The organism is Spirulina sp. 06S082 (assembly GCF_034932145.1).
In the GTDB taxonomy this organism is placed as follows: Bacteria; Cyanobacteriota; Cyanobacteriia; order Cyanobacteriales; family Spirulinaceae; genus CCY15215.
In genome coordinates this window covers 1-3002 of the sequence record NZ_JAYGHV010000465.1, presented here as the reverse complement: position 1 = coordinate 3002, position 3002 = coordinate 1, and the positions used below count along the sequence as shown (strand labels likewise).

The window sequence follows — 3002 nt, the reverse complement described above, 5'->3', positions numbered from 1 at the left end:
CACCAATTAGAGCAAAAATTACGCGCTAATCCTCAGCGTGCAACTCAATTAGAGAACATTTTAAATATAGAGGGAAGACTCACCCCTAAATTAGCTTGGCCGGACTTATCTTTCATCGTCACGGCAATGGGAGGAACTTCCGATTTTTATTTTGAACGCTTTCCCGATTATTTTGGAGATACACCAATTTTTGGCGGCGTTTATGGCAGTGCAGAAGGAACATTTGGAGTCTCTTACGATCTGAACCAAGCAGGAACTATTTTATCGATCGATACTGGTTTTTACGAGTTCATCCCAGAGGAAGATTGGGATCGGGAAAACCCGCAAACACTCTTACCCAATGAAGTTGAAATTGGTCAAAGTTATCGAATGTTGGTAACAAGTTATAGTGGCATTTACCGTTACGATATTGGCGATATTGTGGAGATTTTGGGATTCTACGAACAAACTCCTATAATCGTCTTTCGCCATCGACGCGGGGGCTTATTATCAGCAACAACGGAAAAAACAACGGAATTTCATGCAACCCAAGTGATGCAAGCATTAAGTCAAGAATTTAACTTAGATTTAGATGATTTTTGTATTACCTTGTCTGATAATGAATTTCCTTCTCGCTATTTAGTCAATATTGAATTAACTGATGGACAAACTCTAGAATATCCGCAAAAATTTCTGCATCGTTTTGAGTATTGGTTGGGAGAATTTAATAATCCTTATACAACCGTGCGATCGTCTGAAGTTCCTCCCCCTCGACTGCAAATTTTAGCCCCTGGAAGTTTCGCGATCGTGCGTCAGCGACAACTCGATAAGGGAATGTCTGATGCTCATCTCAAGTTTCCTCATATTAGCGAAGATCGCAGTTTTCTCCAAGGATTGACTATAATGAATAAAATAGATATGGCGTATTGAAATTAGAATTCTGTGAATTAAGTTAATTTATGATTCTATGACACAACTACAGAAAACTCCATTAGATGCAGTTTTTGAAAATGTAGAGCGCGAGTTTACTGAAATTTTGGAAATACCAGTAAGATTGAGCAGAATTGACGATGCGGCTCTAACTGCTTGGCTAAATACATGGGAACCCAATAGCGATCGCGAGCCACCTAATTGAGGGTTGTCCAATGCAAACTCATCCATTGAAAGGACATATCTTAGATATAATTATTATGACAGGGGTGGAATATGCTAAATTAATGCGAAAAAAATATGTAAGATTGATCTACCCTGTTCAAGGCCTTATCGAACAATATCAAAGTTTAGGCTTCAAATATAAGAACAGAGGCTATTCCAACAAAACACCTTATTGTGAAAAGGAGGTATAAAATGAGTTATGCTCTTGAAAATTTTGCTATAAAAGAAGAAAACAAACAATTTAGAATAGTTTTTAAAGTTTCAGATTCTTTTTCTCCCACTTCAAAAACAATTTTAGATAAATCTTTTCCAGCCTATATTTCTATTTTTGTTGTCCCATTAGTGGTAGCATTAGTAGCAATATTAATTATTACTTCTATCTTTCTGGCGGCGTTAACTTCAGCATTGGATTCTATAAGAAATTTAGTATCTCCTCCTTACCAACCCAGCTATGAAGAAGCACAAAAATGGTTTGAAGATGGAAATGGTTATCTTGCAAATCTCTCAGAAGAGGAAAAGAAAAAACTTCGGATCAAAAAAGATTTGCCATTAGGTTTATAGAAAACTAATGACGATCGCCAATCCTCGTATTTTTCACTAAAAGGAAAGCCGCGATCGCCTTTACTTCTCTTTATGTTTTTTGTTCCATAACCTTTGTAAGGTTTTCAACCGCTTGAGTTAAATTTTCTTGTGCCACAATTGACGGATCGGGAGTGGGTTCCGGTGCCGCGATCGCCTCTTCTCGATTCAAGCGTTTTTTTGCCCCCTCAAAACTACGCACTATCAGAAACATACAAAAAGCAATGACCAAAAAGTTCAAAATAGCTGCCAAAAACAAACCATATTGAATACCACCAGACGCTAAATTCTCCAGCTTATCGACTTGAGCCGCTTTCATGGCTGGGTTTAAAATAAGCGGAGTAATGATATTCTCGACGAATGAAGTAACAATCTTACCAAATGCGCCTCCAATAATGACCGCAACAGCCAGGTCAATTACATTCCCTCGCATAATAAAATCACGAAAATCGCCGATTAATGTACGCTTTCCATTACGAGATGTCATTGTTTTACCTCAAGTTTAAGGGTTAAATTGATTTTTTAAACAAAGATTATGATTGATTATTCATTAATCTATCTTGGAAGTATATCAAAGTAATGCGATCGCTTCGATTTAGTTTTAGGATAATTTTGCTCTAATGCTGGACAGTGCTTTTGCTTTCCAATTGGGATCGTTTGGAGAAATTGCTTCTCGGTTAGGTCGAGAATATCGCCGATCCATATAAGCATAAAAAGCATTGCGATCGTCGCGATGCGCCAAAATATAGCGCTTTAATTCTGCATCTGTCATGGTTGCATAGTTGACTTTACTCATGGAATTATTTCTCCATTTGGGGCAATCTCAAATTGTATCGTTTAGATATCAGCCGTCGTATAATTTTAGTCTATTTCTTTGGAAACGCGATCGCCCTTCTGTTGTTTTCGATTTAATTTTCATTGTCCGCGTCCAAGTTTGCATAATTGGAGAATATCCAAGTTAGCAATTTAAAATACCAGTTTTTTTCCGAAGATGGTTGATAGTGTAAAAATTTCAAAAAACTAATTCCTGATTCTTCAATGCGACCTAAACTACGAAGTACAATACTTCGATTATACCAAGCATAGTGATAGTCAGTTTGAATCTCTAGAGCGCGATCGCAGCTTTTTAATGCTTCTTTACATCGTTTTAAGTTAAGGAGTGCAGCACCTCGATTATACCAAGTATAGTGATCGTCAGGTTGAATCTTTAGGGCGCGATCGTAGCTTTTTAATGCTTCTTTATATCGTTTTAAGTTAAGGAGTGCAGCACCTCGATTATACCAAGTATA

The 3002-nt window shown here is 37.3% G+C and carries 6 protein-coding genes; 3 read left to right on the top strand and 3 right to left on the bottom strand.

The window, feature by feature from the left end; genetic code table 11:
- From VB714_RS27000 to VB714_RS26990, 3 genes are all read left to right on the top strand, one after another.
- The coding region (locus VB714_RS27000) for a GH3 family domain-containing protein (protein ID WP_323228410.1) at positions 1-909 on the top strand (909 nt) is incomplete at its 5' end.
- Positions 910-946: 37 nt separating this feature from the next.
- Positions 947-1114, top strand: coding sequence for a hypothetical protein (locus tag VB714_RS26995; RefSeq protein WP_323228408.1), 168 nt, complete (start codon positions 947-949; stop codon positions 1112-1114).
- A 212-nt stretch (positions 1115-1326) separates the two neighbouring features.
- The gene (locus tag VB714_RS26990) at positions 1327-1695 is read left to right on the top strand and encodes a hypothetical protein (protein WP_323228407.1); all 369 of its coding nucleotides are present in this window, start codon (positions 1327-1329) and stop codon (positions 1693-1695) included.
- A 70-nt stretch (positions 1696-1765) separates the two neighbouring features.
- On the opposite strand, the gene mscL is transcribed toward VB714_RS26990, so the two are convergent.
- The 3 genes from mscL to VB714_RS26975 all read right to left on the bottom strand — a co-directional run.
- Positions 1766-2200, bottom strand: coding sequence for a large conductance mechanosensitive channel protein MscL (mscL, locus tag VB714_RS26985; RefSeq protein WP_323228406.1), 435 nt, complete (start codon positions 2198-2200; stop codon positions 1766-1768).
- Between the two features lie 114 nt (positions 2201-2314).
- Positions 2315-2509 (bottom strand): DUF6887 family protein, encoded by a 195-nt coding sequence (locus VB714_RS26980; RefSeq protein WP_323228405.1) that lies wholly within the window; start codon positions 2507-2509, stop codon positions 2315-2317.
- A 112-nt stretch (positions 2510-2621) separates the two neighbouring features.
- A partial coding sequence (locus VB714_RS26975; protein WP_323228403.1) for a tetratricopeptide repeat protein occupies positions 2622-3002 on the bottom strand: 381 nt, incomplete at its 5' end.